The organism is Candidatus Dechloromonas phosphoritropha, from assembly GCA_016722705.1.
Lineage (GTDB): Bacteria > Pseudomonadota > Gammaproteobacteria > Burkholderiales > Rhodocyclaceae > Azonexus > Azonexus phosphoritrophus.
Window position 1 is genome coordinate 1400189 of sequence record JADKGN010000004.1, and the last position, 26122, is coordinate 1426310.

A 26122-nucleotide genomic window follows, 5' to 3' on the forward strand; every position below is an offset into this window, starting at 1 on the left:
TTAAAATGGAAAGCGATATAAGGTATCATAAAAGTTTTCCCTACCGCACCCCAGCAGTGGAGATACAGATGTTTGGTTTTCTCACCAAGTACTTTTCCAACGATCTCGCCATCGACCTCGGCACGGCCAACACGCTCATCTATGTGCGCGGTCGCGGCATCGTCCTCGATGAGCCGTCGGTCGTCGCCATCCGCGTCGAAGGCGGCCCCAACGCCAAAAGATCCATCCAGGCGGTCGGCAAGGCAGCCAAGGACATGCTTGGCAAGGCCCCGGGCAGCCTCACCGTCATCCGCCCGATGAAGGACGGCGTGATCGCCGACTTCACCGTCACCGAACAGATGCTCAAGCAGTTCATCAAGAAGGTCCACGATTCGCGCCTGTTCAGCCCGAGCCCGCGCATTATCATCTGCGTGCCCTCCGGGTCGACCCAGGTCGAACGCCGTGCCATCCGCGAATCAGCGATCGGCGCTGGCGCCAGCCAGGTGTATCTGATCGAGGAGCCGATGGCGGCCGCGATCGGCGCTGGCCTGCCAGTTTCCGACCCAACGGGTTCGATGGTCGTCGATATCGGCGGCGGCACCACCGAGGTCGGGGTCATTTCGCTCGGCGGTCTGGTCTATGCCGGCTCGGTTCGGGTCGGCGGCGACAAAATGGACGAAGCAATCATGAATTACATCAGCCGCAATTACGGCATGATGATCGGTGAAAACACCGCTGAAAAGATCAAGAAAAACATCGGCTCCGCCTTCCCGGGCAACGAGGTAAAGGAAATGGAAGTTTCCGGCATCAACAAGGCCGAAGGTATCCCGCGCAAGTTCACGATTTCCTCGAACGAAATCCTTGAAGCGCTGACCGACCCGCTCAACCAGATCGTCTCAGCGGTCAAGTCGGCACTGGAAAAGACCCCGCCCGAACTCGGCGCCGACATCGCTGAACGTGGCTTGGTTATCACCGGGGGCGGAGCATTGCTGCGCGACATCGACCGTCTGCTGATGGAAGAAACGGGGCTACCGGTCATTGTCGCCGACGAGCCACTCATCTGCGTTGCCCGCGGTTCGGGCCTGGCGCTGGAAAAAGTGGACAAGCTCGGTTCGATTTTCGCCTCCGAGTAAGGCGAGACGCCTTTCGTGGCGGGTCTCGACCACGCGCCGCCGCCTTTCTTCAAGCGAGGGCCAGCACCGCTGGCCCTTCTGACTTTTTACGCCCTGATTTCACTGGCGGTATTCGTCATCGATTTGCGCGTTCACAGCCTCGATCTGCTCAGGCAGACCGTGGCGCTGGTGGTTGACCCGGTACAGCGGGTAGCACAGACGCCCGGCAGCCTGGTCGACCACGCGCGCAGTTATCTGGAGGGCATGTATCTGCTGCAACGCGAAAACGAAGAACTGCGCCATGCTAAGCTGACCACGGCGCCGAATCTGCTGCGTCTGGAGCAACTTGAAGCCGAGAACGAACGCCTGCGCAACTTGCTGGTGGTCAAGGAACGCGAGAATGCCAAGGGGCAGGTTGCCCAGATTCTCTACACCGCGCGCGACCCGTTTTCACGCAAGGTGATCGTCGACAAGGGCCAGCAATCGGCGATTGTCGCTGGTCAGCCAGCCATTGACGAGGCGGGGGTCGTCGGCCAGGTCACCCGTGTCTTTCCCTTTTCGGCCGAGATCACGCTGATTACCGACAAGGATCAGGCGGTACCCGTCCAGATCGCACGCAGCGGCCAGCGCTCGGTCGTCTTCGGCCTCGGGACCGGGCAACTCGAACTGCGCTACATGCCCGCCAATGCCGACGTCGAGGTCGGTGACACCCTCGTGACCTCGGGCCTCGACAGCATCTATCTTCAGGGCTACCCGGTTGCCAGGGTGGTCAGCATTGACCGCGACGGCGCCTATTCCTTCGCCCGCATACTTGCCGCGCCGATTGCCGGTGTCGAGAACTTCGGCGAGGTCATGATCCTCGACCCGCGCCAGCCGCTGCCACCAGCACCGCCGGTGGCCAAGGGACGAAGCGGTGACGGTGGCGACAAGCCCGGCCTGCGCCCGAAGAAACAACGCAAGGCGAAAGGGAACTGATGCAACCGAACTTCCCTTCCTCGCGCATCCTGCTTCCGGTCCGCCCGTGGTTCATTTACCTGAGCCTGATCGTCGCCCTGCTCCTGAATTTTCTGCCAACCGCCCACTGGCCGGGCATGCCTGACTGGGTCGCGCTGGTGCTGTGCTTCTGGAGCGTCCGCGAATTCCGCCGGATCGGCATGGGCTGGGCGTTCATTCTCGGCTTGCTGATGGATGTCGCCGATGGCTCGGTGCTCGGTCAGCATTCCTTAGCCTACGTGCTGCTCACCTTCGCGGCGTCCTCGCTGTCCCGGCGCCTGCTCTGGTTTCCCCTCATCGAACAGGCGTTGCAGGTTCTGCCCTTACTGCTCATGACCCAGGTAATCCAGACGCTGATGCGGCTCGCGGTGGGCGGAGATTTTCCGGGCTGGGCTTATTTCATCGGCCCCCTGCTCGCCGGTCTGCTGTGGATTCCGCTGACCTTTGTCCTGCTTCTGCCGCAGTACCAGCCAGCCGAGCCGAATCCAGATCGGCCGATCTGACGGAATTCCGGGCCATGGGCGACTTTTACAACTCCGAAGGCGATCTCGACCGCTTCCGATTCCGGATCGGGATCGCCGCGCTCATCGTGCTCCTCGCCTTCGGCACCCTGATCGGGCGCTTCGTCTGGCTTCAGGTTCTGCAACACGACTTCTATCGCACCCGTGCTGAAGACAACCGCATAGCGCTGATTCCCATCGTTCCCAACCGGGGGGTCATCACCGACCGCAACGGCGTCGTTCTGGCGCGCAACTACTCGGCCTATACGCTGGAAATCACGCCTTCGCTGGCCGGCGACCTCGAGGCGACCATCGACACGCTGGGCGAGTTGATCGATATCCAGCCCAAGGACCGCAAGCGCTTCAAGCGCCTGCTCGACGAGGCCAAGAATTTCGAGTCGGTCCCGATTCGCACCCGCCTGACCGATACCGAGGTGGCAACCTTTGTCGCCCAGCGCTACCGCTTCCCAGGTGTCGACGTCAGGGCCCGTCTCTTTCGCCAGTACCCACTCGGACCCATCGCTTCGCACGCGATCGGGTACATCGGGCGCATAACCGACCGCGATCTGCTGTGGATCGAGGAAGCGGACAAGCAGGCGAACTACAAGGGCACCGATCACATAGGCAAGACCGGCCTCGAGCAGTACTACGAGTTCGAGCTACACGGCGAGACCGGATACGAGGAAGTCGAGATCGACTCCGGTGGCCGCGCCCTGCGCAGCCTAAAGCGGATTCCGCCGGTTTCCGGCAACAATTTGCAGTTGACCCTGGATTCCCGGCTACAGGAAATCACCGAGCAGGCCTTCGGTGACCGCAAGGGCGCACTGGTCGCCATCGATCCCAACACTGGCGGCATTCTGGCGCTGGTCTCCAACCCAACCTATGACCCCAACCTGTTCGTCGATGGCATCACTCCTGACAACTGGAGGGAATTGAACGATAACCCGAGCAAGCCGATGGTCAACCGCGCGATCAACGGCGCCTATCCTCCGGGGTCAACTTTCAAACCATTCATGGCGCTTGCGGCACTGGAGCTTGGCAAGCGCACACCGAATCAGGCGATCAGCGACCCCGGCTTCTTTAACTTCGGCAACCACACCTTCCGCGACGACAAAAAGGGCGGGCACGGCAGCGTGGACATGTACAAATCGATCGTCCAGTCCTGCGACACCTATTACTACATGCTGGCCAACGACATGGGGATCGACAATATCGCAAGGTTCATGGGCAGCCTCGGTCTCGGAAGGCGCACCAACATAGACCTCGGCAAGAAAGACAAGGACGGCGAATCCGAGAGTGAGTCAAAGGGCGTGCTGCCGTCACAGGAATGGAAAAAGCAGCGCTTCAGGAAGCCCGAGCAGCAGAAGTGGTACGCCGGCGAGACAATCTCGATCGGCATTGGCCAGGGCTACAACGCCTACACGCCGATTCAGCTCGCTCAAGCGACTGCGGTGGTCGCCAATAGGGGCGTCATGTTCCGTCCGCACCTGGTCAATCAGATCATCGACGCCCAGACCGGCGAGAAGCGGCCGGTCGAGCCGCAGCCGGTTCGCGACCTGAAGTTCAAACAGCAGAACGTGGACTTCATCCGCCGAGCAATGGTCGGCGTCAACAAGGAAGGTACCGGCGCCCGTGCCTTTGCCGGCGTGCCCTACGAGGTGGCCGGCAAGACGGGAACGGCGCAGGTATTCTCGCTGAAGGGTGCCGAGTACAAGGGGCACAGCATTAAAAAGGAGTTGCGCGACCACGCACTTTTCATCGCCTTCGCGCCGGCCGACAAGCCGACCATCGCCTTGGCGGTACTGGTAGAAAACGGTGGCTTCGGCGCCCAGTCGGCGGCGCCGATCGCCCGCATGGTGCTCGACTACCATCTGCTGGGTAAGCTGCCGGCGGGTGCCGCCAGGGAAGAGTCCGTCCCCGTGGAAGATGACATCGAAGAATGATTGACGTCATCGGAATCCTGAAACGTGGCGGGCGCGGGCTGATCGCCCCGATCGACTTTCCGCTGCTGCTGATCACCCTCGCGATCATGGTGGTCGGACTGGCAACCGTTCACTCCGCCACCTTCGACGGCAACAATCGCCTGCTGTCGCAGGCCGGGAACATGGGTGTCGCACTGGTCGTCATGTGGCTCGTCGCCCGTCTGCCGCCGCAGAAGCTGATGCGTTTCGCCGTGCCACTCTACATCATCGGGCTGCTGCTGCTGGTCGCCGTCTTCCTGTTCGGAGTCAAGGTCAATGGCGCCAGGCGCTGGCTTTCTCTGGGCTTCACGCGTATCCAGCCGTCGGAAATCATGAAGATCGCCATGCCGCTGATGCTCGCCTGGTATTTCCACAAGTACGAAGCGACACTGCGCGCCCGCCATTTCATCGTCGCGGTCATCCTGCTGGCGGTGCCCTTCGGCCTCATCGCCAAGCAACCGGATCTCGGCACCGCCCTGCTGGTCGGTGGCGCCGGCTTTTTCGTGATCTTCTTCGCCGGCCTGCCGTGGAAGGTCATCGTCGGCCTGATTGCCGTCGCCGGCGCTGCCGCACCGTTCATCTGGGGCATGATGCACAACTATCAGCGTAAGCGCATCCTGACCCTGATCGACCCGACCACCGACCCGCTCGGTGCCGGCTACCACATCATCCAGTCGACCATCGCCATCGGCTCCGGCGGCCCTTTCGGCAAGGGCTACCTGAAGGGCACCCAGACTCATCTCGAGTTCATTCCGGAGAAGCACACCGACTTCATCTTCGCCGTCTATTCCGAGGAGTGGGGACTGCTCGGCAATTCCTTGCTGGTCTTTCTTTACACTCTGCTCATCGGTCGCGGCTTGATCATCGCGATGGCCGCCCCGACGACGTTCACGCGCCTGCTGGCCGGATCGATCACCCTTGGCTTCTTCACCTATGCCTTCATCAACATGGGCATGGTCAGCGGCATCCTGCCGGTGGTCGGCGTTCCACTGCCGTTCATGAGCTACGGCGGTACCGCGCTGGTCACCCTGTTCCTTGGCCTCGGCATCCTGATGTCGATCCAGTCGCACCGCATGCTGGTCAAAAAATGAGCTGCCGACTGATTGCCTGCGCGCTCGCCGCGCTGCTGGTGGCGGCCTGCGGAAGCGCGCCAAAGGATGTTGCGGTCGACGGGAAAAAGGGGCCGATTTCCAAGACGCCGACCCGAAAGCCAACTGCCACCCTCAAGAGGGGCGGCGGTTTCTACAAGGATGACGGCCCGGCAGACGATATCCCGGACGGTCTCGACGACATTCCCGACGCCCAGCCGAAATGGGAGCCGCTGCACAAGCCGGCGACCCGCCCCTATGTCGTTCTCGGCAAGGAGTATGTGCCCAACACCGCAGTCAAGTCCTACAGGGTACGCGGCATCGCTTCCTGGTACGGCAAGAAGTTCCACGGCCAGAAGACTTCGATCGGCGAGCCCTACGACATGTTCGCCATGACTGCCGCCCATCCGACGCTGGCGCTTCCTTCCTACGTCCGCGTCACCGGCGTGCAGACCGGCAGAGTGGTGGTCGTCCGCATCACCGATCGCGGACCGTTTCATGCCGACCGCGTGATCGACCTCTCCTACACCGCCGCCTACAAGCTCGGCCTGATTAACGGTGGCAGCGGCCAGGTCGAAGTCGAGGCGATCATTCCGGGCGAGCCGACCACCACCGCCTATGCGCAGGTAACGCCTCCGCCCCGTCCGGCAACGGTGGAAGTGGATGAGATCGAGATACTGGCGAGGCGCATGGCGCTCGAGGAGCGAGCGGTTCAGACGGCGGCCATGGTCGGCAAGGGCAGCGACAGTATCCGGCCGAAAGGTGTCTATCTGCAACTTGGAGCCTTCTCCAGCGCTGACAACGCCGACAACCTCAAGATCCACCTCGCCCGCGAGCTGGACTGGCTGACCGAGCCGATGCGCATTGACGCCGGCGGTGGCATCCATCGTCTGCAGCTCGGCCCCTACGCCAACCGCGCTGATGCCGATCAGGTCGCCGAGAAAATTCGCGTTGCACTGGGCTCGCGGCCGACAATCGTCATCCGCTAATGGTGGCGCGACACAAACTGATCGTCGTTTGACCGGAATCAATGGCGTGCCGGATGCGCCGGCTATACTTCAAGGTTCAGTTTACCGTCAGCAAAGCCATGAGCACCCTGCCCGAACTCATTTGTCCGGCTGGCAGCCTGCCAGCCCTCAAGGCTGCCGTCGATAACGGTGCCGATGCCGTCTATCTCGGCTTCAGGAACGACACCAATGCGCGCAATTTCGCCGGCCTGAATTTCGACCAGAAAACCATGGCCGAAGGCATCCGTTACGCCCACGGCAAGGGGCGTCAAATCCTGCTCGCCATCAATACCTTCGCCCAGGTCGGGCGGGTCGGTGATTGGGAAAAGGCGGTCGATGCCGCTGTCGACCAAGGCGTCGACGCCATCATCCTGGCCGATGTCGGCCTCCTTGACTACGCGGCCCGCCGCCACCCGGCGCAGCGCCTGCACCTGTCGGTGCAGGGCTCGGCGACCAGCTACGAGGCCATCAACTTCTGCCAGCGCGAATTCGGCATCCGGCGTGCCGTGCTGCCGCGCGTGCTGACGCTGGCCCAGGTCGAGCATGTCATCAAGAACACCGCCGTCGAAATCGAGGTCTTCGGTTTCGGCAGCCTGTGCGTCATGAACGAAGGGCGCTGCTGGCTTTCTTCCTACGCCTGCGGTGAATCGCCAAACACGGTTGGCGCCTGCTCGCCGGCCAAGTACGTCAAGTGGGTCAAACAGCCGGGCGCCATGGAAACACGGCTCAACGGGATCCTGATCGACCGTTTCACCGACGACGAGCCGGCCGGCTACCCGACACTGTGCAAGGGCCGCTTCGAGGTTCAGGGTGAAATCTATTACGCGCTGGAAGAACCGGTCAGCCTCAATGTGCTGGAAATCTTGCCGGAAATTCTCAAGATCGGCGTCAGGGCCATCAAGGTCGAAGGTCGTCAGCGCAGTCCAACCTACGTCGCGCAAGTCACGCGCAACCTACGCGCCGCGCTCGACTCGCTGAAGGGCAGCAGCGAGCACTACTACGTCAAGCCTGCCTGGCAGGCCGAACTCGCCAAGGTTTCCGAAGGCAGCCAGGCGACGCTCGGTGCCTACAGCCGGCCGTGGCGCTGAAGGATCACGCATGAAACTGTCACTCGGACCGCTGCTCTGGTTCTGGCCGAAGGCCGAAGTGCTGGAGTTTTATGCCGAAATGGCGGAGAACCCGGCGCTCGACATAATCTACGTCGGCGAAGTCGTCTGTTCGCGCCGCCAGCAACTGCGCACCACCGACTGGATCGGCTTGGTACGTGACCTCAGCGATGCCGGCAAGGAGGTTGTCATCTCGGCGCAGGCGCTGCTCGAATCGGAGAGCGACCTAAAGACGCTGCGCCGACTGATCGACGAGTTGTCGGAAAACCCCGGCTGCATGATTGAGGCCAACGACCTTGGTGCGGTCAACCTCGTAAATGGCCGGAAATTCGTCGCCGGTCCGCACCTCAACATCTACAACGAAGCGACCCTCGCCACCTACGCACGCTACGGACTCAAACGCTGGGTGCCGCCGCTCGAAGGCACACGGACGCTGGTCGAAACCCTGCACCGGAACAAGGCCCCGGAAATCGAAACCGAGGTTTTCGTCTACGGCAAAATTCCCCTCGCCTTCTCGGCGCGCTGCTTTACCGCCCGCCACTACGACCTGAACAAGGACGACTGCCAGTTCAAGTGCCTGGATCATGCCGAGGGCCTGCTCCTTAAAACCCGCGAGGGCCAGGATTTCCTGACCATCAACGGCATCCAGACCATGTCGGCGCAGACCTACAACCTGTTGCACGAAATCCCCGACATGCTGGCAATGGGCATCGACATCGTCCGTATCAGCCCACAACAGGCGCGGATCGGCGAAATCATTGCCGCCTTCGACGCGGCCCGCCGAGGGACGATCCCGTTAGCTGATACCACAGACTGGGCCGCGAGCGGCCAGATCGACGGCTACTGGTTCGGCGACGCCGGCATCCGCCAGCACGACACGCGAGCCCTCGCCCAACTGGGAGCCACCACATGAGTGATTTTACGATCCCGAAATTCCGCCTGCCCGGCTTCGTCGCCGCCATTGGTCAGAAACTGCCGCAATGGCCAAACGGCCTCGCCTTGGTCGCCTCCCTCAATGCCGCGCTGAAGATGAAATTGCTGCCCGTAAGCGAGTTGACCGCGCTCGAAGACAAACTCTTCCGCGTGCGCGTCCACGACACAGGCGGGGTCGCCCACTTCACCTATCGCAACGGCCTTTTCCGCCCACTCTTCCACATCGAACGCGAACCCGACCTCGCCTTCGCCGCCCACCTCTCCGCCTACCTGCAACTCCTCGCCCGCCAGGAAGACCCCGACACGCTGTTCTTCAACCGCGAACTCGAAATCACCGGCGACACCGAACTTGGCTTGATCGTCAAGAACATGCTCGATGCCGTCGAGTGGCCCAGCCTGCCCCGACTGCCGTTGCCGTCACGCTGATCTTACGCGCAATCAGACAATTGTCATTGACCTCTTTGGGTTGATTCTGGTACGCGTCAACAAATCCGTTCCCAAAAGCCGATCTCTTCCTCAAGACGGTCGAGTTCAAGGCCCTTGAAATCACCGCGGGAAACGATACCGATGACCTTTTCGTTATCGACGATAGGCAAATGCCGAAAGCCACAATCGCACATCTGGCGCAGAGCATCAATGGCTTTGGCAGTCGGCGCAATCGTATTCGGATTGCAGGTCATTACGTCAGAAAGGGTAGTGTCGACCGGGTTCCGCCCATCGGCGAGGGTGTGAACGGCGTCACGACCGGTGAAGATGCCGACGAGGCGTCCGTTATCGACCACCAGCACTGCACCCACGCGGCGTTCCCACATGCGCTGACAAGCTTGCTGAACGGTTGCGGTCGATCCCAGCGTTACAGGGTCCTGATCCTTGATAATCAACTGAAGGTCGCGATTTGTCATGACACACTCCGATTTTGACTGAAAGAATTTTTAAAAATACTACTAAGGTGGTCCTTTAATAGACAGCCTTGCCACAACGCCAATACAGGCGGTATTGGCGAGATTGATGGAGCCCATCATGGGCCGGGTTAAGAACCTCGTCGCACTGGTGTTCTGCGCCCCGATTCAATTGCTCAAGCCGCCTGCATAGTTCTGTGATAGTTTGATGCGTTTCTTCGCCGCTGTCGAGCAATTTGAGAAGGACAGGAGTTTCAGAATGCTTCTCTCCAATTTCCGTCTGCGTCAATCGCGGATTTTGTGCCGAAAACTCCTGAGCGCCCCTGAAAGCCCGCCCTGCAAGCCGGTTGTCAGGACCTGAAGCCACTTGGGCGAATGAAGGTTGCCGCTCGAGTGGCCTCAGGCACGGCTCGCCCCCGACGAGAGGTTGACGGCTACTGGTTCGGCAACACCGGCATCCGCCAGCACCACACCCAAGTCGGCCTCAATGCCGCGCTCAAGATGAAATTGCTGCCCGAAAGCGAGTTGACCGCGCTCGAAGGCAAACTCTTCCGCGTGCGCGTCCGGGATGCCGGCGGGATCGCCCACTTCACCTATCACAACGGCCTTTTCCGCCCGCCCTTACGCATCGAACGCGAACCTGACCTCGCCTTCGCCGCCCACCTATCTGCCTACCTGCAACTCCTCGCCCGTCAGAAAGTCCCCGACACGCTGTTCTTCAACCGCGAACTCGAAATCAACGGCGACACCGAACTCGGCCTGATCGTCAAGAACATGCTCGATGCCGTCGAGTGGCCCAGCCTGCCCCGACTGCCGCTGCCGTCACGCTGATCTCACGCGTAATCGGACAATTGTCACTGACCCCTTTGGCTCCCCGGAAACCCTGTCACCTCACCTTGAATCTCTTTCGCCCCAACAAGTCCCGCTCGATCAGTTTCCCCAGAAAACCCAAGACCGCCGCCTACAATCCAGCTTATCTGACCACCGCCCTTCAACTGCGCAAAATTTGATGCTCCAGCCCTGGAACTGGTGAGCGAGTCTTGGAAATATGCCGAGTGAAATTTTGTTCGCACTTACTTCTTCTTTAGCGCCGCCTTCCAGTCCCTGAAGACGTCGAGGTCGACGCCATCCGGATAGTTGAGCAGACGGGGGCTGTAGCCTTTCTTTTTCAACTCGCCGTATTGCCAGATAATTTCCTTGGTCTTGCGATCGATGACAATCACACGGTCATTGAGGTCGTCCACTACCAGAATGTCGCCGGTATCAGGCAACTCGCGGGCGATGGACGAATGATCGAGCATCTTCTCGCCTTCCTTGACGAAGTATTCCCAGGCGATCTTGCGCGTCGCCGGATCGAAAATGACCACGCGCCCCGGCTTCCAGAAATCGGCCACGATAACCTGCTTGCCATCCACGGTAGGGAAGGCATCTGACGGGTATTTGATATTCGGTGCCTTGACGCTCCACAGAACCTTGCCTTCGCGCGTGATGCGCGATATCCACGCCTCGCTGATCTCGGTGACGAGAATGTCTCCGTTCTCCAGCGGCGTCGCGCCGTTGGGATGCCCCAAGGTATGCGGCGGGTTGTGTTTACAGTTTCCCGCCTTGCCCCACTGAGTCGTGATCCGATTATCCTTGGGGTCGACGATGATGACCCGGCAGTTACGAATATCCGCCGTCAGGAACTGGCCATCCTCCAGCAGATGGGCGTCGTCCGGATAATTCAGCAATCCGTCGGTGCTGCCCCGTGTATCGGGCACGCCGTAGGTCCAGATGATCGCGCGTTTTTCGTAATCGACGATATGGACATCGAAGTTATCTTCCTCGCTCACCGCCAACTGTCGGCCATCGTGCGAGAAATTGACGTCTTCGTTACCCCGGTAGATCTTCAGGCTCGGTGAGGGAAACTCCCAGACGATACTCTTGTCCGGCGCCACCTCGATCAGCCTGTTGTTGCGTCGGTCGGCAATAACAATCGGATAGGGCAGGGGTTTGCCCCAGGAAGGGACTGGCTTTTTGCGATTCCCTGTTACGGGAGGAATGGGTGGCAGGATGGCCCCACTCGACACCATGCCGGCGCCCGTCATTTCCGCCGTAACCTCCACGTCCCGGCCCGGCGTTTTCGACTTGTCGGTCGCTGCCGGCAGCAAGGGGGATGCGACGCACTTCACGGCAAACCCCAGCCCAAGGACAAACGCCAGAGACGCTCTACCCAGAGTGAACCATCCATTCGAATCATTCATCAAATCTTCCTCGTAGTTCCGGCTTGCCACTGGCTCACCTGATCGCTTCATCACACACGCCGCCCGTACCGCATCGGCTGGCACCACGCAGTTCAACTCAAGTCAACGGCTCTCTCTGACGATGCGTCCATTCAGCGGTTGTACAGGTCTGGCATTATCGGAAAATATGCCCTTATAGCGAGCCAACTGGTCGGCCGACAATTCCAGCGGCTGTTTCATCACCAGCCAGGTAACGCCCTCGGTACAGGGCGGCCCAGTAAGCGAGCCGTCATAGGAATAGTAGCCGCGCTCGCGCGGCACCAAGCCACGCGGACTGATGCGAACACTTGGCATAGCATGGTCTCCATCGGCCTGCGGGGGTACCTTAGGCAACAACATGGCTAGCATCGGGTTTTCTGCACCCTTGCGAAAGAGAATCACGATAACCACCAACCCGCCGGTTTTGCTCTTATGGACGAGATGGGCGGCCATGCCGAACTCCTCACCTGCAACTCGATCCCCTCCAGGCGTATGAAAATGAAACTGTTGCAGGACATATGTCTCTTTGCCAACAACGACGTGGTTGCCGTTGGCAAAGCGAACACGCACCGTATGGCCGTCATTGGCAATCTTGAGTGGTGCATCCAGGTAGTGGAATTCGATGGGTGGCAGCACTTGCCGAACTGGGGAAATAATATCGATCGGCGACTGGCGGCGGCCGTACTCACATAGATCCAGACTGGATCCGCTGACCACGAGCGGCGCCATTAGCAACCCCGATAGCAGAAGATCGGCCATGCCCCAATGTTCGATTCTCAAACCATCCTCTGACTTGTTACATTCAATGGCCACTTTGAGCAGCCCTAGCTTCCGGTGAAGCCTGCTTCGCATTGATCCGAGAGCATCATGCGCCTCGGATGACGAATGTCTGTTGACTTAGGTCAGAGCACTATCGGGAAATTGAGATTCACTAGCCGGTCGAATTCGGAGAGATTGTTGGTCACCAGCGCCAGGCCGGCGCTACGGGGATGAGCGGCGATGTGGAGGTCGTTTACGCCGATTGGCTATCCCGAGCGTTCCAGTGTGGCGCTGATGCTGGCATAGTGATAGGCGGCCTCGGGGGTGTAGGGCAATATCGTCAAGCGGCTGCAGAAATCTTCGCCGACATCGAGATTGCGGGCCGGGAACTGGCTTTTCCCGGCACCGAGTACCAGTTCCGCGAGGTTGACCGCTGAAATGGCCATCCTTCCGTGCTGGCGGTTGACTATCTCGCGCACCTCGGGTGGTCGGCGCTTGATGACGAAGAAATATGACTTTACGACACGTCAGAGATAAAGCTCTTGCGTATGTGTCTCTTCTACCCAAGCGCAATTTCCAAAGCGTTTGTTGCGGTCGACCGCAAAATCCGGGTGATTTTCAGTTGCCCACGGAGATCACGGCCTCATCCTGGCCACCCAACACGGCACGCTCGGTAGCCGTGTGAACGAGGCCGACTGGACAACTCGGGCTGGCAACGGCAACGATGCTGAGCACTTCCTCCTGATCGACCGGCATCGCCAGGCTTTCTCGTCCATGCAACACGGCGCCGCCAAAATAGACCGCCAGACCATCGGCCAGGCTGCCGTCGGCGCAAAGCAGCGCTTCGCCCAGCGCCGGGCAGGCATGACCGAGCGCCTCGAGGATTTGGCCGACGGTCTCGCCGCTGGCCATGATTTCGTCACGGCCTTCGACAAGAGGGCGCAGGATGGGGGGAATGCGGACCGAGACGACGGGAGTTTCGCTCTTCAACATGACACACCTCCTTTCGAGTATGTGGTTTTGACAGCACCGGTTCGGGAAGTTCACGAAAAACGGGAGGCCGCAGCCTCCCGTCACTTGTCGCAAGCAGCCGAGCCTATTTGGCCTTCTTCTGCGTATCCAGACGGAACTTGACGTAGGAGCCAGGCGCAGGCTCGATGACCGCGAGGGCTCCGTCTTCGGCGTTGCGTGCCTTGACCTTGGCGCTGCCACCCGGCAGGCTGGTCAGCCATTGGTTCCAGTGCGTCCACCAGGAGCCGGAATTCTGCGTCGCGCCGGCCAGGAAGTCCTGAGGATCTTCCGGCAGGTTGCCGTCGGTCGCGTCATTAGTCCAGTAACCATACTTGTTGGCCACCGGCGGATTGACGATGCCGGCGATGTGACCGGAGCCGCCGAGGACGAACTTGGTGGCGCCGGTCGGTAGCAGCGCGCCCATGTAGGTGCTCTTCCAGGGGGCGATGTGGTCTTCAAGCGTGGAGACGAAGTAGCACGGAACCTTGACCTTGCGCAGATCGATCTTGACGCCACCCAGCGTCAGGTAGCCAGGCTTGACCAGATTGTTCTCGAGGTACATGTTGCGCAAATAATAGCTGTGCATTGCCGCCGGCATCCGGGTTGAATCGGAGTTCCAGAAGAGCAGGTCGAAGGGGAACGGATCCTTGCCCAGCAGATAGTTGTTGATGACGAAGGACCAGATCAGGTCGTTGGCGCGCAGCATGTTGAAGGTGCCGGCCATCTGGGCACCTTCGTGGTAGCCGCGTTCGAACATTTTCTTCTCGAGGCCGACAACCGTTGCTTCATCGAGGAAGACACGCAGTTCGCCGGGCTCGGAGAAATCGAGCATGGTCGTGAAGAAGGTGCCTGAATTGCCGCGCTTGTCCTTCTTGGCAGCCATGTACGCCAGCGTGGTCATGACCAGCGTGCCACCGAGACAGTAGCCAGCCATATCGACGCTGTCCTCGCCGGTCTGGGCGCAAACCTGACTGATGGCTTCCATGGAACCTGAGAGCAGGTAATCCTCAAAGCTCTTTTGGGCGAGTTTCTCGTCCGGGTTGATCCATGACACGATGAATGTGGTGCGGCCCTGGTCGGTCGCCCATTTGACCATCGAGTTCTTTTCGCGCAGGTCGAGAATGTAATACTTGTTGATCCATGGCGGAACGATCAGGAAAGGTCTCTTGTACTGGTCAGGCGTCGCCGGATCGTACTGGATCAGCTGAAACAACTCGTTCTGGAAAACCACCTTGCCCGGCGTCGTGGCGACGTTCTTGCCCATTTCGAAGGCCGAAGTGTCGGTCATGCGGATGCGCAGTTCGCCGTCGCCAGCCTCTATGTCATTCAGCAGGTTGTTGAGACCCTTGATCAGGTTCTGGCCCTGACTCTTGACGGTTTCACGGAAGACTTCCGGGTTGGTCAGGGCGAAGTTGGACGGTGACAGGGCGTCAATATACTGGCGGGTGAAGAAGTTGACCTTCAACTGGGTCGCTTCGTCCAGTCCCTCGGCTCCGGCAACGGTGTCATGCAGGTGGCGAGCGGTAATCAGATAGGACTGCTTGATAAAGTCGAAGAGGAAATGCTCTTCCCATTCCCCGTCCTTGAAGCGGTTGTCGCCCTTCTTCGGTGCGGCGACCGGCGACTGCGCGGGCATGCCGAGCATCTTCATCGAGGTGTTCTGCCACAGCGAGAAGTAGTCCCACATCATGTTCATCTGGGTCTGGGCCATCTTGTACGGATTGGCCAACAGGCGGGACGACAGGTCCATGAAGGCCTTGGCGACGCCGAGTTCATCGGTCGGAGCGGAAGCGCCATCCTTGGCTTTCTTTTCCATGAACTTCGCTATCATCCGGGAGGCACGCTGGGCGACTTCCGCATAGGCTTTGGCCATTTCGGCCGGATTGGGCAGATTGGCTGCCTTATCGACGGTTTGCTGCGACATACTCAAACTCCCTCTCTCAGTGCGCGGCCGGTCAATGCCGGGACCGCAAGAATCGAATTACACCATCGGCGTCGGTGCCGCAAGACAGCCGGCCAGCTTGTCGAAGGTAATTCAGGTGGGCGATCGCCTCGCCCATACCGAACATCGTCTGATGTGTATCGAGTGCTCGCTGAAACAAGGTCTCGAGCAACCCGGCTGCGCTCTTCGGCGCATCTTCACAAGCCTCCTCAAGCGCGCGCAACCGATCTTCATGGTGCGCGCGCAACTCCTGGACCCGCACCCGAACCCCGGTGAAGGGCAGCCCGTGCGAAGGTAAAACCTGGGTTCTTTCCGGAATTTCCCGAGCCAGTTCTCCCAGCGATTCCAGGAACCAGCCCAATGAATCGGCTTCCGGGGTCGCCGCGAGTACACTGATATTGGTGGAAATTTTAGGCAAAAGCATATCACCGGAAATTAACACGTCGAGCTCTGCGCAGTAAAGCGCCATATGCTCTGGTGAATGCCCGTGGCCAATAAAAATACTCCACTTTCTTCCGTTGACCGTGACCGCGTCGCCAGCTTTCAAGCGATGGTAGTACTCGGGCAATTCCGGCACCGCCATGCGATATCCCGAACCCCGCCTTTCGAACCTGGCCAGGCGATCGCCATCGAGCCCGTGCTGCCGGAACTGATCGACCATGAAACGCGCGCCATGCCCGCCGAATTCATTCCAGACTGCATGGGCAGTCAGGAACTCGCCGGTCGTCATCCACAGGTCCGCCCCCGTCTCGCTCATCAGCCATGACGCCAGGCCGAGGTGGTCAGGATGAAAATGGGTGACGATCAGGCGTCGCACCGGCGCGTCTAGTCCCGCCAGAACTTTCAGCCAGGCTTCGCGCACGCCATCGGTCGCGAACCCGGTGTCGACTATCGTCCACCCGTCGCCATCACGGAGTAGCCACAGGTTGATATGGTCGAGCTGGAAAGGCAGCGGCATGCGCAGCCAGAAGACACCGGGCGCGACTTCGATCTTCTCGCCGGTAGCGGGCGGGTGAGCATGGGGATAATGCAGGGGCATGGGATATCCTTGACACAAGATGTTGGAAATTAACACAGAGCCCCGGTGGCGCCCTAGTGAGCACGGTCCGCACGCCGAAATTGCCGAGGATCCGTTCGGTTGCGCCCGCCCCGCCTTCGGCCATGGGCGCGCCACCGCCGGTCGGCAAGCGCGGAAGCCGCTGCGCCGAAGCCGGATTGATAAAACAATCTGGTTCTGATTTACTTGGCTCCCTGAATCGAGGAACCCGAATTGATCCTGACCGTCGCCAGATTCGCTATTTCCGACCTTGCCCGCGAGTTTGGTATCACCCCGCGAACGATCCGCTTCTGGGAGGATCAGGGCATCCTGGCACCGGACCGCGAGGGCCGCAACCGAGTTTTTACTCGCCGCGACCGCGCCCGCCTCAAGATGGCCTTGCGCGGCAAGCGGCTCGGACTGTCGCTGGCCGAAATCAAGGACCTGATCGGCATGTACTCGGGCACCGAGGATGAAACCCCGCAACTGATCGAATGCCTGCGCGTCATGTCCAAGCGACGCGAGGCCCTCGAGCAGCAGCGTGAAGACATCGAAGCGATGCTGGCGGACATCACGCAGTTCGAGCGGCAATGCGAGCAGGAACTTCTGCGCCGGAATTCCCGATGATCGATACCAAAAGACATGTTGACGTTTACGTCAACGTGAATACAATATAGCCATGTTCCACATCGCCGACCCCCACCTTGCCGAACGCGTCCGCGCCAGCTTTGCGCTACAGCACGCGATGAGCCTGATCCGGGCGACGGTGCCGGTCGTCGAGCATGGGCGTACCGAGATCCATCTGCCGCACTGGTCCGGCGTCGAGCAGCAGCACGGCTTCGTCCATGGCGGCGTGGTCGGGATGATCGCCGACTCGGCGGCGGGTTACGCGGCGATGACCATGGTTTCGCCGACGGCATCGGTGTTGACCGTGGAATACAAGATGAATCTGATGGCGCCTGCCGATGGTGACCACCTGGTCGCCCGTGGCAAGGTGGTCAGGGCAGGACGCACGCTGATCGTCACCCAAGCCGAGGTCTTCGCGGTCAAGGACGGCCAGGAAACACAATGCGCGCTGATGCAGCAGACCATCATGGTCATGCACGGCAAATCCGAAAAACTTCAGGGAGAATGACCATGAACATCCCCAGCCTCGATTTCGGCCTCGGCCAAGACATCAACATGCTGCGCGACGCGGTGAAAGCCTTCGCCGACGCCGAGATCGCCCCGCGCGCCGCGGAAATCGACCGCGTCAACGAGTTCCCCGCCGATTTGTGGACGAAATTCGGCGACATGGGCCTGCTCGGCATGACCGCCGGCGAGGAATACGGCGGCACCGACATGGGCTATCTGGCGCACATCGTCGCGCTGGAAGAAATCTCCCGCGCCTCCGCGTCGGTCGGCCTCTCCTACGGCGCCCATTCCAACCTGTGCGTCAACCAGATCCGGCGCAACGCCTCCGAGGCGCAGCGCCAAAAATACCTGCCGAAGTTGATTTCCGGAGAACACGTCGGCGCGCTGGCCATGTCCGAGGCGAATGCCGGTTCCGATGTCGTGTCGATGAAGCTGAAAGCCAAGAAAAAGGATGATCGTTACGTCCTGAACGGTTCCAAGATGTGGATCACCAATGGTGGCGATGCCGACACCCTGGTCGTCTACGCCAAGACCGATCCCAATGCTGGCGCGAAGGGAATGACCGCCTTCATCGTCGAGAAAGGCATGAAGGGTTTCAGCCACGGAACCCATCTCGACAAGCTGGGCATGCGCGGCTCCAACACCTTTCCGCTATTTTTCGACGACTGCGAAGTGCCGGAAGAAAACGTGCTGGGTGGCGTCGGTAACGGCACCAGAGTGTTAATGTCCGGCCTCGATTACGAGCGCACCGTGCTGTGCGGTGGGCCGCTCGGCATCATGGCCGCCTGCATGGACGCGGTCGTGCCTTTCATCCACGAGCGCAAGCAGTTCGGTCAGGCGATCGGTGAATTCCAGTTGATGCAGGGCAAGGTCGCCGACCTCTATTCGACCTGGCAGGCGACCCGCGCTTACGTCTATGCTGTCGGCCGCGCCTGCGATGCCGGCGATCATTCGCGGACGCTCAGGAAGGATGCGGCCGGTGCCATTCTATACTCGGCCGAAAAGGCGACCTGGATGGCCGGCGAGGCGATCCAGACGCTGGGCGGCGTCGGCTATACCAACGAGTACCCGGTCGGCCGCCTGTGGCGCGACGCCAAGCTCTACGAGATCGGGGCAGGCACCTCGGAAATCCGTAGAATGCTGATTGGTCGCGAACTCTTCGCCGAAACCTCTTGACATGCTCCCGCCGGCGCCCCCAGACCGGGGTGCCGTAACCCAGAAGCAATATCGCATGACCGTTACCCTGCGTACTCTTACCGCCGACGATACCGCCGCCATCGAGCAGGTTCGCCAGTTTTTCCGCAATTATGCGGCCTGGCTCGGCGTCGACCTCTCCTACCAGAATTTCGACCAGGAAATGGCCTCGCTACCCGGCACCTATTCGGCGCCACAGGGGCGCCTGTTCTTCGCCGAGATCGATGGCCTTCCCGCCGGCTGCGTCGGTGTCCGCCCCTTGCCCGACAGCGAAGGGGTCTGTGAAATGAAGCGGCTCTATGTCGATCCACGGTTTCGTGGCCAGTCGGTCGGACGCATGCTGTCGCTGGCAGCCATTACCGCTGCCAGGGAATCCGGCTACCGCAAGCTGATGCTCGACACGCTGCCCAGTATGCGCATGGCCGTGAAGCTATACCGGGAACTCGGCTTCACCGAAGCCCCGGCCTACTACCCGACGCCGAGCGAAGGCACCATGTTTCTCGCTCTCGATCTAGAGAACTGGTCGGAGAAAGAATTCCGCAGTGAAAACCTGTCGCACTTGTTCGACTTCAACCGCGCTTGGGCGCGCCAGATGCAGGAAGTCGATCCCGAGTATTTCAACAAGCTGGCCAAGCTGCAGTCGCCGCAATTCCTGTGGATAGGTTGTTCCGACTCGCGCGTTCCGGCCAACCAGATCGTCGGCCTGCTGCCCGGCGAGGTCTTCGTTCATCGCAACGTCGCCAACGTCGTCGTCCATACCGACCTCAACTGCCTTTCGGTCATCCAGTTCGCCGTCGATGCGCTCAAGGTCAAGCACATCATGGTCGTCGGCCACTACGGCTGCGGCGGCGTCGGAGCCGCACTCAAAAAGGAGCGTGTCGGCCTCGTCGATATCTGGTTGCGCCACGTCCAGGACGTCCATGCCAAGCACCAGCCCGACGTCGACCGCCTGCCGCCCGAAAGACGCTACGACCGCCTCTGCGAGTTGAACGTGCTGGAGCAAGTGGTCAACGTCTGCCAGACCTTCGTGGTCCAGGATGCCTGGCAGCGCGACCAGCCACTGACAGTCCATGGCTGGATCTACGGCCTCAAGGACGGGCTGGTGCACGACCTCGGCATCACCGTGCATCAACCCGAGAATTTGCAATCGCGCTACGACGCCGCGCTCAAGGCGCTGGAAGCATGAGCTTACCTTTCATCAAGGAGAACCCGTCATGAATGACCCCATCGTTATCGTTTCCGCAGCCCGCACCCCAATGGGAAGTTTTCAGGGCGTCTTCGGCAGTGTGAGCGCACCGCAACTCGGCGCCGCCGCGATCGAGGCTGCCGTCGGGCGCGCCGGCATTGACGCCGCGCTGGTCGAGGAAGTTCTTTTCGGCTGTGTCCTGCCGGCTGGTCTTGGCCAGGCGCCAGTTCGTCAGGCTGCCCTGCTCGCCGGCCTGCCGCTGTCGACCGGTTGCGCGATGATCAGCAAGGTCTGCGGCTCCGGCATGAAGGCCACCATGGTCGGCCACGACAGCATTCTCGCCGGTTCGTGTGGTGTGGTTGTGGTCGGCGGCATGGAGTCGATGACCAACGCTCCCTACCTGCTGCCCAAGGCGCGCGGCGGCTATCGTCTTGGTCACGGCCAGATCATCGACCACATGTTCATGGACGGGCTAGAGGATGCCTACTCGTCCGAGAACCGCGGACGCCTGATGGGGACCTTCGCCGAGGACTGCGCCGCCAACTACAGCTTCAGCCGCGCAGCGCAGGATGAATTCGCCATCCGTTCGACCAACCGCGCCAAACAGGCCAACGACGACGGCAGCTTCGCCTGGGAGATCGCCCCGGTCACCGTCGCCGGGCGCCGGGGCGATGTTGTCGTCGCCAGGGACGAAGGGCCATTCGCGGTCAACATCGAAAAAGTCCCGACTTTGAAGCCTGCCTTCCGCAAGGATGGCACCGTGACCCCGGCCAACTCGTCGTCAATCTCCGACGGCGCCGCCGCCATGGTGCTGATGCGCGCGTCGCAGGCTGAGAAGCTGGGGCTGGCAGCGATCGCCCGTATCGTCGCCCACACCACCCACGCCCAAGCGCCGGCGCTGTTCCCGACCGCACCAATCAGCGCCATGCAGAAATTGTTCGCCAAAACCGGGTGGACCGCAGAAGGCGTCGATCTCTACGAAATCAACGAGGCTTTCGCTGTCGTCACCATGGCCGCCCTGCACGATCTCAAGCTGCCGGCCGAGAAGGTCAACATCCACGGCGGCGCCTGTGCGCTGGGCCACCCGATCGGCGCTTCCGGCGCCCGCATTCTGGTGACCCTGCTCGGTGCGCTGAAAAAGACCGGCGGCAGGCGCGGCGTCGCCAGCCTGTGCATCGGCGGCGGAGAAGCGACGGCGCTCGCGGTGGAAATGCTGTAAGTGCCGCAGCCGGTCGAATCGATTACCTACCTCAAGCTGATCGGCGCCATGTTCATGTGGGGCGGAACCTGGATCGCGGGCCGTGTCGTGGCGCAGGAACTGACCGCGCCGCTGGGCGTTCCCGCCATCCGTTTCCTGCTCGCCGGGCTGGGGCTGGCCGCCTTTGCGCTGGTGACCGAGGGGCGGATTCCGCGCCCGCAGACGGGCAGCGAATGGGGGATGGTCAGCGGCCTGGCGATGACCGGGATCTTCCTCTACGCCCTGTGCTTCTTTTACGGCCTCAAACACATCACTGCCGGGCGCGGCGCGCTGGTCGTCGCCCTCACCCCAGTCGTTGTTGTCCTGACCGCCTGGTTCCTCGGCAGGGAGCGGATGAACGCGCTCAAGCTGGCCGGTGTCGCGATCGCCATGGCCGGCTGCCTGACGGTCATCGGCAACGGCAATCCGCTCGCCCTGCTGCACGGCGCGGCCGGCATCGGCGAATGGCTGATCCTCGGCTGCGTCATGTGCTGGACGGCCTATACCTTCATCGGCCGGCGCGCGACAAAGACGCTTTCGCCGCTGGCGGCAACTCTGTGGGCCAGCCTGATCGGGGCCGCGCTGATCGGCATCACCGCCCTGCTCCTAGGCGGCAACGACATTACCGCCTGGTCATGGCGCGTCTGGGCCAGTGTCGTCTTTCTGGCGGTCGGCGGCACCGCCCTCGCCTTCACCTGGTTCGCCGATGGCGTCAAGCGCCTCGGCGCCGCCCGGGCATCCGCGTTCGTCAACCTCGTCCCGGTATTTGCCGTCCTGCAGGCAGCCATCCTGCTCGACGAACGCCTCGGATTATCCGTTCTCGGTGGTGGCCTGCTAGTCATTGCCGGTGTCTGGATGACCGCCAACCTTTCGGAGAAAACAGCATGATTCTTACCCAGGAACAGGAAATGATCCGCGACTCGATGCGCGGCTTCGCGCAGGAGCGCCTCGCCCCCTTCGCCGGCGAGTGGGATCGCAATCACACCTTCCCCGCCGACGCCCTGAAGGAGCTCGGCGCCCTCGGCGCGCTCGGCATGGTCGTTCCGGAGGAATGGGACGGCGCCGGCATGGACTACATGTCACTGGTCCTGACGCTGGAAGAAATCGCCGCTGGCGACGGCGCCACGTCGACCATCGTCAGCGTCCAGAATTCGCTGGCCTGCGGCATAACGATGAAATACGGCAGTGTCGAGCAGAAGGAAACCTGGCTCAAGCCGCTGGCGCGTGGCGACAGTCTCGGCTGTTTTTGCCTGACCGAGCCGCACACCGGCTCCGACGCCGCGGCGATCACCACCCGTGCCGACCGCGACGGCGACCATTTCGTCATCAACGGCGTCAAGCAGTTCATCACCACCGGCAAGTATGCCGATGTCGCGATCGTCTTTGCCGTCACCGACAAGGCCGCCGGCAAGAAGGGCATCTCCTGCTTTCTCGTGCCGACGGCGACGCCGGGCTACATCGTCGCCCGTATCGAGGAAAAGATGGGCCAGCATGCCTCCGATACCGCGCAGATCCTGTTCGAGAACTGTCGCGTGCCGGCTTCGGCCCTGCTTGGCAAGGAGGGCGATGGCTACCGGATCGCGCTGTCAAACCTCGAAGCCGGGCGCATCGGCATCGCCGCCCAGTCGGTTGGCATGGCGCGTGCCGCTCTCGAGGCGGCCGTGCGCTACGCCAAGGAGCGCGTCACCTTCGGTGTGCCCATTATCGAGCACCAGGCGGTCAACTTCCGTCTCGCCGACATGGCCACCCAGCTCGACGCTGCCCGCCTGATGGTCTGGCGCGCCGCTTCTCTGAAGGATGCCGGCCGCCCCTGCCTGACCGAAGCCTCAATGGCCAAGATGTTCGCCTCCGAAATGGCCGAAAAGGTCTGCTCCGACGCCATCCAGATTCACGGTGGCTACGGTTATGTCAGCGACTTCCCGGTCGAGCGCATCTACCGCGACGTGCGCGTCTGCCAGATCTACGAAGGCGCCAACGACATCCAGCGCCTGGTGATCGGTCGCGCCGTGGCTGCTGGTTGAGGCAAGCATTCAGGAGGAAGCAATGGGCCTATCAAACATCAACGGTAAGCTCGATTTTGAGGAGCGCTCGCTTCACCTGGCTGTTCTGATTGATGCTGACAATGCACAGGCATCGGTCATCGAGAGTCTCTTGGCTGAAATCGCCCGCTTCGGCGAGGCCAGCGTGAGAAGGATCTATGGCGATTTCACTTCTCCGAACAGCGCCCAGTGGAAAAAGGTCCTCAATCAATTTGCCATCAAACCGGTGCAGCAATTCGCCTACACCACCGGCAAAAATGCGACCGACAGCACGATGATCATCGATGCGATGGACCTGCTTTACACCCGCCGTTTCGATGGCTTTTGCCTGGTTTCCAGCGACAGTGACTTCACCGGGCTCGCCCTACGCATCCGTGAAGAGGGACTGAGCGTGTTCGGGTTTGGCGAAGAGAAGACGCCCGATGCATTCAGGAACGCCTGCCACAAGTTCATCTTCACCGAAGTCCTGCGCCCGCTGCCATCGAGCACAATTCCCGACACAACGGTTGTGCTGTCTGTTCCAGAAAAGCCAGCGCTCGCACCAAGCCCAGCGTCATCCCCTCCGCCGGCAGCGCCCAAGAAAGCCCTGCCCCTCCAGTTCGTCCTGCAAGCGTTGGACCAAGCCTGCGATGACACCGGCTGGGCCAACCTAGGTACATTTGGTGGCTATCTGACCAAGCTGCAGCCCGATTTCGACCCGCGCCTCTACGGATTCAAGAAACTCAGCGACCTTGTCAAATCGAAACCTCACGTCTTCACAGTCGAGGAACGTGAGGTAGCCGGCACGAATTCCAAAGTTATCTACGTTCGCCGCAAGGCAGCAAAAACAGTGAAGATCACTAAATGATGACGGCAATCTCAACGCCCCGGCCATGCAGACACCAAACCGAGATGCTCAACGAAGGGATCGAAATCGCCATCACTGTAGAGCAAAGTGTAGCCATTTTCGATGCAACTCGTAGCAATCAGAGTATCAATCGTCTTCCTGACGGTCACTCCGAGCGTACGCAGATGGCGGAAATTGCGAGCGGACTGCAAAGCTACATCCGGACCCACCAGCGGAACGACGGGCAGCGCGGTGAGCAGTGTTTTCGCCTGATTGAAATCGTGTTCGCTGACAAACCCCTGCAGCACTTCGGCGAGGATCAGATCGCCGATCAGCAGCAACTCGCTGGAGAGCAATTGATCGAGACGATCACCCTGCGGCGTCACGTCGCCACGAAAATAGTCAATCCAGACACTCGAATCGACCAAGATCATCGATCCTGCCTCATCGCCTCCAGATCGCCCTGCCAATCCAGCCGGCCACGAAAGCTACGGATTTCTTCCTGGTGCGCGAGGTGCAGCAGGGTTTTCAGTCCTTGCTCAACGGCTTCCCTCTTGGTCTTCAGGCCGGTGACCTGCAGAGCAGCCCGCATCAAAGCATCATCAATCACAATATTTGTTCGCACGATACACATCCATTGACTTTAAGATACACATTCTAGCTTCTGGTCCCACAAATACAAGCAGAAGGAGACAACCGTGTCCGAGCCCATCGATTTCTGGTTCGATTTTTCCAGCCCCTACGGCTACCTGCTGAGCGAACGCATCGACGAGGTGGCTGCCCGGTTCGGGCGCAAGGTGCGCTGGCATCCGGTCCTGCTCGGCATCGTTTTCAAGGCTACCGGCAGCGCACCGCTGACCTTGCAGAACCCCGCCAAGGCAGCGTACTCGCTGCTCGACTTCGCGCGCTCGGCGCGCTTCATGGGCATTCCCTACCACCACCCGACACGCTTTCCGCTGGCGACCCAGACTGCTGCCCGCACCTACTACTGGCTGCACGGTCAGGACTGCGCGCTGGCCCGGCGCTTCGCCCATGCCGCCTATCGCGCCCTCTTCGTCGACGACCGCGACGTCTCGGCTGCCGACACCATCCTCGAAATTGCGGCAAATCTCGGCGTCGACCGCAGCAGCCTGGAAACCGCGCTGCAAGGCCAGGAAATCAAGGACCGTCTCAAGGACGAAGTCGGCAAGGCGCTGGCCATCGGCGTCTTCGGCTCGCCGCACGTGATCGTCGACGGCGAGGCCTTCTTCGGTGCCGACCGCCTGCCGCAAATCGAGAAGTGGCTCGAAAGCGGAGGATTCTGAGACAGCCATGAAATGCATCTGTGTTTTCTGCGGCTCCAACGTTGGCCACGATCCGCGCTACCGCGCCGAGGCGGAACGCCTCGGCGGCCTGCTTGCCGGGCGCGGCATCGAACTGGTCTACGGCGGCGGCAATGTCGGTCTCATGGGAGTCATCGCCGACGCCTGCCTGGCCGCCGGCGGCACGGTCATCGGTGTCATTCCCGAGGCACTGATCGGCAAGGAGGTGGCGGGCCGCGTCGTCGATCACCGGGGCCTTACCCGCCTCGAGGTTGTCGCTTCGATGCACATCCGCAAGGCGCGCATGGCCGAGCTTGCCGATGGTTTCATCGCTTTGCCCGGCGGCTTCGGAACCTTCGAGGAGTTCTGCGAAATCCTCACCTGGGGCCAGCTCGGATTCCATGTCAAGCCGATGGGCCTGCTCAACATCAATGGCTTCTACGATCCGCTGCTCGCCCTCTTCGAGCGCGCGGTCGCGGAAGGCTTCCTGCGTGATGAGAACCGGGCGATGGCGCTAGCCGCAGGCGACATCGAGAGCCTGCTCGCGGTGATGGCCGCTTACCGCCCCGAGCCGGTCAGCAAGTGGCTGAAGGAAGAAAAGCAGTTGTAATTTTGGAG

Annotated in this window: 28 protein-coding genes and 1 pseudogene; 20 read left to right on the plus strand and 9 right to left on the minus strand. The window is 60.9% G+C overall.

Features of this window, described 5'->3' with window-relative positions; all coding sequences use genetic code 11:
• Positions 1–68: 68 nt before the first annotated feature.
• The 9 genes from IPP03_12555 (at position 69) to IPP03_12595 (ending at position 9105) form a co-directional block, all read left to right on the plus strand.
• Positions 69–1112, plus strand: a complete 1044-nt coding sequence (locus IPP03_12555; GenBank protein MBL0353433.1) for a rod shape-determining protein — start codon at positions 69–71, stop codon at positions 1110–1112.
• 15 nt (positions 1113–1127) lie between these two features.
• Positions 1128–2066 (plus strand): rod shape-determining protein MreC, encoded by a 939-nt coding sequence (mreC, locus tag IPP03_12560; GenBank protein ID MBL0353434.1) that lies wholly within the window; start codon positions 1128–1130, stop codon positions 2064–2066.
• Entirely contained in the window at positions 2066–2587 is a 522-nt protein-coding gene (gene mreD / locus IPP03_12565) for a rod shape-determining protein MreD (protein MBL0353435.1), read from the plus strand. The genes mreC and mreD overlap by 1 nt, the downstream gene beginning before the upstream one ends.
• 14 nt (positions 2588–2601) lie before the next feature.
• Positions 2602–4527 carry a penicillin-binding protein 2 gene (gene mrdA, locus IPP03_12570; protein MBL0353436.1) on the plus strand — a complete coding sequence of 642 codons (1926 nt, stop codon included), beginning with the start codon at positions 2602–2604 and terminating at the stop codon, positions 4525–4527.
• The gene (rodA, locus tag IPP03_12575; protein ID MBL0353437.1) at positions 4524–5636 is read left to right on the plus strand and encodes a rod shape-determining protein RodA; all 1113 of its coding nucleotides are present in this window, start codon (positions 4524–4526) and stop codon (positions 5634–5636) included. The genes mrdA and rodA overlap by 4 nt, the downstream gene beginning before the upstream one ends.
• Positions 5633–6622 (plus strand): septal ring lytic transglycosylase RlpA family protein, encoded by a 990-nt coding sequence (locus IPP03_12580; GenBank protein MBL0353438.1) that lies wholly within the window; start codon positions 5633–5635, stop codon positions 6620–6622. The genes rodA and IPP03_12580 overlap by 4 nt, the downstream gene beginning before the upstream one ends.
• A 98-nt stretch (positions 6623–6720) precedes the next feature.
• Positions 6721–7728: a U32 family peptidase gene (locus IPP03_12585; GenBank protein MBL0353439.1), complete on the plus strand. Its 1008-nt coding sequence runs from the start codon at positions 6721–6723 to the stop codon at positions 7726–7728.
• Positions 7729–7738: 10 nt separating this feature from the next.
• Positions 7739–8659, plus strand: a complete 921-nt coding sequence (locus tag IPP03_12590; protein ID MBL0353440.1) for a U32 family peptidase — start codon at positions 7739–7741, stop codon at positions 8657–8659.
• Positions 8656–9105 carry an SCP2 sterol-binding domain-containing protein gene (locus tag IPP03_12595; protein MBL0353441.1) on the plus strand — a complete coding sequence of 150 codons (450 nt, stop codon included), beginning with the start codon at positions 8656–8658 and terminating at the stop codon, positions 9103–9105. Before IPP03_12590 ends, IPP03_12595 begins: the two co-directional genes overlap by 4 nt.
• 56 nt (positions 9106–9161) lie before the next feature.
• On the opposite strand, the gene IPP03_12600 is transcribed toward IPP03_12595, so the two are convergent.
• Entirely contained in the window at positions 9162–9581 is a 420-nt protein-coding gene (locus IPP03_12600; GenBank protein ID MBL0353442.1) for a CBS domain-containing protein, read from the minus strand.
• A 372-nt stretch (positions 9582–9953) separates the two neighbouring features.
• Here IPP03_12600 and IPP03_12605 point away from each other — a divergent pair, with 372 nt between their 5' ends.
• A complete protein-coding gene (locus tag IPP03_12605) occupies positions 9954–10409 on the plus strand; it encodes an SCP2 sterol-binding domain-containing protein (protein MBL0353443.1) in 456 nt (151 codons plus the stop codon).
• Positions 10410–10651: 242 nt separating this feature from the next.
• Here the strand turns inward: IPP03_12605 and IPP03_12610 are convergent, their stop codons facing one another.
• The 6 genes and pseudogenes from IPP03_12610 to IPP03_12635 form a co-directional block, all read right to left on the minus strand.
• Complete coding sequence (locus tag IPP03_12610) at positions 10652–11821, minus strand: PQQ-binding-like beta-propeller repeat protein (GenBank protein ID MBL0353444.1); 1170 nt, start codon at positions 11819–11821, stop codon at positions 10652–10654.
• Positions 11822–11923: 102 nt separating this feature from the next.
• On the minus strand, positions 11924–12598 hold the full coding sequence (locus IPP03_12615; GenBank protein ID MBL0353445.1) for a carbonic anhydrase family protein: 675 nt from the start codon (positions 12596–12598) through the stop codon (positions 11924–11926).
• Positions 12599–12741: 143 nt separating this feature from the next.
• Positions 12742–13098: pseudogene (locus tag IPP03_12620) on the minus strand (PIN domain-containing protein).
• A gap of 118 nt (positions 13099–13216) precedes the next feature.
• On the minus strand, positions 13217–13591 hold the full coding sequence (locus IPP03_12625) for a hypothetical protein (GenBank protein MBL0353446.1): 375 nt from the start codon (positions 13589–13591) through the stop codon (positions 13217–13219).
• 103 nt (positions 13592–13694) lie between these two features.
• Positions 13695–15533: a class I poly(R)-hydroxyalkanoic acid synthase gene (phaC, locus tag IPP03_12630; protein MBL0353447.1), complete on the minus strand. Its 1839-nt coding sequence runs from the start codon at positions 15531–15533 to the stop codon at positions 13695–13697.
• 31 nt (positions 15534–15564) lie between these two features.
• On the minus strand, positions 15565–16590 hold the full coding sequence (locus tag IPP03_12635; GenBank protein ID MBL0353448.1) for an MBL fold metallo-hydrolase: 1026 nt from the start codon (positions 16588–16590) through the stop codon (positions 15565–15567).
• A 237-nt stretch (positions 16591–16827) separates the two neighbouring features.
• Here IPP03_12635 and IPP03_12640 point away from each other — a divergent pair, with 237 nt between their 5' ends.
• From IPP03_12640 to IPP03_12675, 8 genes are read left to right on the plus strand one after another with little or no spacing between them, the layout of a single operon-like run.
• Entirely contained in the window at positions 16828–17214 is a 387-nt protein-coding gene (locus IPP03_12640; GenBank protein ID MBL0353449.1) for a MerR family DNA-binding transcriptional regulator, read from the plus strand.
• Positions 17215–17266: 52 nt separating this feature from the next.
• The gene (locus IPP03_12645) at positions 17267–17722 is read left to right on the plus strand and encodes a PaaI family thioesterase (GenBank protein MBL0353450.1); all 456 of its coding nucleotides are present in this window, start codon (positions 17267–17269) and stop codon (positions 17720–17722) included.
• 2 nt (positions 17723–17724) lie between these two features.
• Positions 17725–18897, plus strand: coding sequence for an isovaleryl-CoA dehydrogenase (locus IPP03_12650; GenBank protein ID MBL0353451.1), 1173 nt, complete (start codon positions 17725–17727; stop codon positions 18895–18897).
• Between the two features lie 55 nt (positions 18898–18952).
• A complete protein-coding gene (can, locus tag IPP03_12655; protein MBL0353452.1) occupies positions 18953–20101 on the plus strand; it encodes a carbonate dehydratase in 1149 nt (382 codons plus the stop codon).
• Between the two features lie 28 nt (positions 20102–20129).
• The gene (locus IPP03_12660) at positions 20130–21320 is read left to right on the plus strand and encodes an acetyl-CoA C-acetyltransferase (protein ID MBL0353453.1); all 1191 of its coding nucleotides are present in this window, start codon (positions 20130–20132) and stop codon (positions 21318–21320) included.
• On the plus strand, positions 21321–22226 hold the full coding sequence (locus tag IPP03_12665; protein MBL0353454.1) for a DMT family transporter: 906 nt from the start codon (positions 21321–21323) through the stop codon (positions 22224–22226).
• Positions 22223–23359: an acyl-CoA dehydrogenase family protein gene (locus tag IPP03_12670; protein MBL0353455.1), complete on the plus strand. Its 1137-nt coding sequence runs from the start codon at positions 22223–22225 to the stop codon at positions 23357–23359. The genes IPP03_12665 and IPP03_12670 overlap by 4 nt, the downstream gene beginning before the upstream one ends.
• Positions 23360–23381: 22 nt before the next feature.
• Positions 23382–24224, plus strand: a complete 843-nt coding sequence (locus IPP03_12675; protein ID MBL0353456.1) for an NYN domain-containing protein — start codon at positions 23382–23384, stop codon at positions 24222–24224.
• Positions 24225–24235: 11 nt separating this feature from the next.
• On the opposite strand, the gene IPP03_12680 is transcribed toward IPP03_12675, so the two are convergent.
• Complete coding sequence (locus IPP03_12680) at positions 24236–24637, minus strand: PIN domain nuclease (GenBank protein ID MBL0353457.1); 402 nt, start codon at positions 24635–24637, stop codon at positions 24236–24238.
• A complete protein-coding gene (locus tag IPP03_12685) occupies positions 24634–24828 on the minus strand; it encodes a type II toxin-antitoxin system VapB family antitoxin (GenBank protein ID MBL0353458.1) in 195 nt (64 codons plus the stop codon). The genes IPP03_12680 and IPP03_12685 overlap by 4 nt, the downstream gene beginning before the upstream one ends.
• A gap of 73 nt (positions 24829–24901) precedes the next feature.
• On the opposite strand from IPP03_12685, the gene IPP03_12690 reads away from it, so the two are divergent.
• Positions 24902–25507 carry a 2-hydroxychromene-2-carboxylate isomerase gene (locus IPP03_12690; GenBank protein ID MBL0353459.1) on the plus strand — a complete coding sequence of 202 codons (606 nt, stop codon included), beginning with the start codon at positions 24902–24904 and terminating at the stop codon, positions 25505–25507.
• Positions 25508–25514: 7 nt separating this feature from the next.
• Positions 25515–26114 (plus strand): TIGR00730 family Rossman fold protein, encoded by a 600-nt coding sequence (locus IPP03_12695; GenBank protein ID MBL0353460.1) that lies wholly within the window; start codon positions 25515–25517, stop codon positions 26112–26114.
• Positions 26115–26122: the final 8 nt, after the last annotated feature.

What these genes read in the sequence shown, in the direction of transcription:
- IPP03_12605 (MBL0353443.1), top strand. Translation starts at nt 9,954, where the DNA reads ATGAAGGTTGCCGCTCGAGTGGCCTCAGGCACGGCTCGCCCCCGACGA.
- mrdA (MBL0353436.1), top strand. Translation starts at nt 2,602, where the DNA reads ATGGGCGACTTTTACAACTCCGAAGGCGATCTCGACCGCTTCCGATTC.
- IPP03_12610 (MBL0353444.1), bottom strand. Translation starts at nt 11,821, where the DNA reads ATGAATGATTCGAATGGATGGTTCACTCTGGGTAGAGCGTCTCTGGCG.
- IPP03_12670 (MBL0353455.1), top strand. Translation starts at nt 22,223, where the DNA reads ATGATTCTTACCCAGGAACAGGAAATGATCCGCGACTCGATGCGCGGC.
- IPP03_12585 (MBL0353439.1), top strand. Translation starts at nt 6,721, where the DNA reads ATGAGCACCCTGCCCGAACTCATTTGTCCGGCTGGCAGCCTGCCAGCC.
- IPP03_12695 (MBL0353460.1), top strand. Translation starts at nt 25,515, where the DNA reads ATGAAATGCATCTGTGTTTTCTGCGGCTCCAACGTTGGCCACGATCCG.
- mreD (MBL0353435.1), top strand. Translation starts at nt 2,066, where the DNA reads ATGCAACCGAACTTCCCTTCCTCGCGCATCCTGCTTCCGGTCCGCCCG.
- IPP03_12580 (MBL0353438.1), top strand. Translation starts at nt 5,633, where the DNA reads ATGAGCTGCCGACTGATTGCCTGCGCGCTCGCCGCGCTGCTGGTGGCG.
- IPP03_12650 (MBL0353451.1), top strand. Translation starts at nt 17,725, where the DNA reads ATGAACATCCCCAGCCTCGATTTCGGCCTCGGCCAAGACATCAACATG.
- can (MBL0353452.1), top strand. Translation starts at nt 18,953, where the DNA reads ATGACCGTTACCCTGCGTACTCTTACCGCCGACGATACCGCCGCCATC.
- rodA (MBL0353437.1), top strand. Translation starts at nt 4,524, where the DNA reads ATGATTGACGTCATCGGAATCCTGAAACGTGGCGGGCGCGGGCTGATC.
- IPP03_12595 (MBL0353441.1), top strand. Translation starts at nt 8,656, where the DNA reads ATGAGTGATTTTACGATCCCGAAATTCCGCCTGCCCGGCTTCGTCGCC.
- IPP03_12675 (MBL0353456.1), top strand. Translation starts at nt 23,382, where the DNA reads ATGGGCCTATCAAACATCAACGGTAAGCTCGATTTTGAGGAGCGCTCG.
- IPP03_12600 (MBL0353442.1), bottom strand. Translation starts at nt 9,581, where the DNA reads ATGACAAATCGCGACCTTCAGTTGATTATCAAGGATCAGGACCCTGTA.
- IPP03_12645 (MBL0353450.1), top strand. Translation starts at nt 17,267, where the DNA reads ATGTTCCACATCGCCGACCCCCACCTTGCCGAACGCGTCCGCGCCAGC.
- IPP03_12635 (MBL0353448.1), bottom strand. Translation starts at nt 16,590, where the DNA reads ATGCCCCTGCATTATCCCCATGCTCACCCGCCCGCTACCGGCGAGAAG.
- IPP03_12680 (MBL0353457.1), bottom strand. Translation starts at nt 24,637, where the DNA reads ATGATCTTGGTCGATTCGAGTGTCTGGATTGACTATTTTCGTGGCGAC.
- IPP03_12590 (MBL0353440.1), top strand. Translation starts at nt 7,739, where the DNA reads ATGAAACTGTCACTCGGACCGCTGCTCTGGTTCTGGCCGAAGGCCGAA.
- IPP03_12555 (MBL0353433.1), top strand. Translation starts at nt 69, where the DNA reads ATGTTTGGTTTTCTCACCAAGTACTTTTCCAACGATCTCGCCATCGAC.
- phaC (MBL0353447.1), bottom strand. Translation starts at nt 15,533, where the DNA reads ATGTCGCAGCAAACCGTCGATAAGGCAGCCAATCTGCCCAATCCGGCC.
- IPP03_12660 (MBL0353453.1), top strand. Translation starts at nt 20,130, where the DNA reads ATGAATGACCCCATCGTTATCGTTTCCGCAGCCCGCACCCCAATGGGA.
- IPP03_12625 (MBL0353446.1), bottom strand. Translation starts at nt 13,591, where the DNA reads ATGTTGAAGAGCGAAACTCCCGTCGTCTCGGTCCGCATTCCCCCCATC.
- IPP03_12615 (MBL0353445.1), bottom strand. Translation starts at nt 12,598, where the DNA reads ATGGCCGATCTTCTGCTATCGGGGTTGCTAATGGCGCCGCTCGTGGTC.